This is a genomic window from Protaetiibacter mangrovi (assembly GCF_024752305.1).
GTDB classification, from domain to species: Bacteria; Actinomycetota; Actinomycetes; order Actinomycetales; family Microbacteriaceae; genus Homoserinibacter; species Homoserinibacter mangrovi.
The window spans coordinates 552012-553883 of the sequence record NZ_JANTHX010000005.1; the positions used below are offsets into that span (position 1 = coordinate 552012).

4 protein-coding genes are annotated in these 1872 nt (G+C 71.3%); 3 read left to right on the forward strand and 1 reads right to left on the reverse strand.

What is annotated here, in order from left to right; translation table 11 throughout:
• Window positions 1-445, reverse strand: a 445-nt coding sequence (locus NUH29_RS07530; protein ID WP_258798415.1) for a macro domain-containing protein, incomplete at its 3' end; no start/stop codon positions are given.
• A 99-nt stretch (window positions 446-544) separates the two neighbouring features.
• Between NUH29_RS07530 and NUH29_RS07535 the strand changes: the two genes are divergently transcribed.
• From NUH29_RS07535 to NUH29_RS07545, 3 genes are read left to right on the forward strand one after another with little or no spacing between them, the layout of a single operon-like run.
• The gene (locus NUH29_RS07535; RefSeq protein ID WP_258798416.1) at window positions 545-961 is read left to right on the forward strand and encodes a VOC family protein; all 417 of its coding nucleotides are present in this window, start codon (window positions 545-547) and stop codon (window positions 959-961) included.
• 30 nt (window positions 962-991) lie between these two features.
• Entirely contained in the window at window positions 992-1342 is a 351-nt protein-coding gene (locus NUH29_RS07540; RefSeq protein WP_258798417.1) for a hypothetical protein, read from the forward strand.
• A gap of 2 nt (window positions 1343-1344) precedes the next feature.
• On the forward strand, window positions 1345-1830 hold the full coding sequence (locus NUH29_RS07545) for a nitroreductase family deazaflavin-dependent oxidoreductase (RefSeq protein WP_258798419.1): 486 nt from the start codon (window positions 1345-1347) through the stop codon (window positions 1828-1830).
• The last annotated feature ends 42 nt before the right edge of the window (window positions 1831-1872 follow it).

Below are 1872 nucleotides of genomic sequence, written 5' to 3' on the forward strand. Positions count from 1 at the left end.
ACCGCACCTCGGCGACGCGCGTCCGCGCACCGGCGACCGTCGTCACGGCCGCCTCGATCGCGTCGTCGAGCGGCCAGCGGTAGACGCCGGCGCTCACCAGCGGGAAGGCGACGCTGCGCACCCCGAGCTCGTCGGCGACCTCGAGCGAGCGCCGATAGCAGGAGACCAGCAACGCCCGGTCGCGTTGACCGGCGCCGAAGTCGGGCCCGACCGTGTGGATCACCCAGTCCGCCGCGAGCGCGCCGCCCGTCGTCCAGCCGGCGTCGCCTGTCGCCAGCCCGTCGGGGAAGCGGCGGATGCAGTCGGCCAGGATCGCGGGACCACCGGCCCGGTGGATGGCGCCGTCGACCCCGCCCCCGCCCCTCATCGCGGTGTTGGCGGCGTTCACGATCGCGTCGACGCGCTGGGACGTGAGGTCGCCGTGCACGGCGGTGAGGATCGTCATCCCCTCAGTGTGCGCCGGGTGTCGCCCACACGCCTCTGGCGTGTCGCCGTCCGGGGGAGCACAATCATGTGGACAGTGTTCACATCCTCGGAGGTCCCCATGGCCGTGATCCTCAACCCCTACCTCAACTGGCGCAGCGGAGCGCGCGAGGCGATGGAGTTCTACCGCAGCGTGTTCGGCGGTGAGCTGAACCTCATGACCTTCGCCGAGGGCGGCATGCAGGTCGACCCGTCCGAGTCCGAGCTCATCATGCACGGCCAGCTCGAGACCCCCGACGGCTTCACCCTGATGGGCGCCGACACCCCCTCGCACATGCCGCTCGCCGAGGGCGGCAGCATCTCGGTGTCGCTCTCGGGCGACGACGACGCGAAGCTCCGCGGATTCTGGGACGCCCTGCTCGACGGCGGTTCGCAGACCGTCCCCCTCGAGACCGCGCCATGGGGCGACGCGTTCGGCATGCTCGTCGACCGGTTCGGCATCGCCTGGCTGGTGAACATCTCCGCGCCCTCCGCCTGAGTCCGCGGCCTCCGCGCTAGGGTGACGGCTATGGCGCAGAAGGACCACGACGAGACCCTCGGCATCCGGCAGGGATCGAAGCTCACCGGCTTCCTCGTGGGCCTGCTGGTCGCGGTGGGCGTCATCGTGCCGTTCACCTCGGCGATCGGCTTCGCGACCCACCCCTACACGCAGCGCCTCTTCAGCGGTCGCCTCGCCGACGTGAGCCAGGGCGGCTACGTGGTCTTCTGGTGGCTGGTCGCCGCCATCCTCGCGGCGCTGCCGTTCCTGGTGGGGTACGCGGTCGACCGGCTCAGCACGCGCGGGCTCTCGATCATGGGCGGTGTCTTCGCCGTCGTCGTGATCGTCGCGCTCGTGCTCGGCATCGTCTTCGTGTTCTGACCGTGGCCACCGCGATCCGACCGGTGCGGGTGGTCGTCGCGCGCTTCACGCGCACCCGCTTCTTCCGCAGCTACGGCCCGCGGATGATGCCCCCGCTCGAGCGCTTCGCCGCCCGGGTCACCGGGGGTCGTCGCGGGCCCCTCAGCGGGGCGGTGGTGCCCTCGCTCGTGCTGCACACCGTCGGCGCCCGGTCGGGGGAGCCGCGCGAGACCCTGCTCATGTGCTGCCCGGTGCCCGACGGCACCATCTACGTCACGGGATCGAACTTCGCCCGACCCGAGCATCCCGCCTGGACCTGGAACCTCATCGCGAACGGCGACGTCGAGATCGAGTACCGCGGTGAGCGGTTCGCGGTCCGCGCCGAGCTGGTCTCCGACGCGGAGCGCGAGCAGACCTGGGAGGTGCTCGAGGAGAACTGGCCGGGCTACCGCGGCTACGAGCGCAGCTCGGGCCGCACGCTGCGCATCTTCCGCCTCGTGCCCCGCTAGCTGTAGTTCCTCGACACGTTGTGAACGGCTGAGGTAGGCGAA

What these genes read in the sequence shown, in the direction of transcription:
- NUH29_RS07535 (WP_258798416.1), top strand. Translation starts at nt 545, where the DNA reads ATGGCCGTGATCCTCAACCCCTACCTCAACTGGCGCAGCGGAGCGCGC.
- NUH29_RS07540 (WP_258798417.1), top strand. Translation starts at nt 992, where the DNA reads ATGGCGCAGAAGGACCACGACGAGACCCTCGGCATCCGGCAGGGATCG.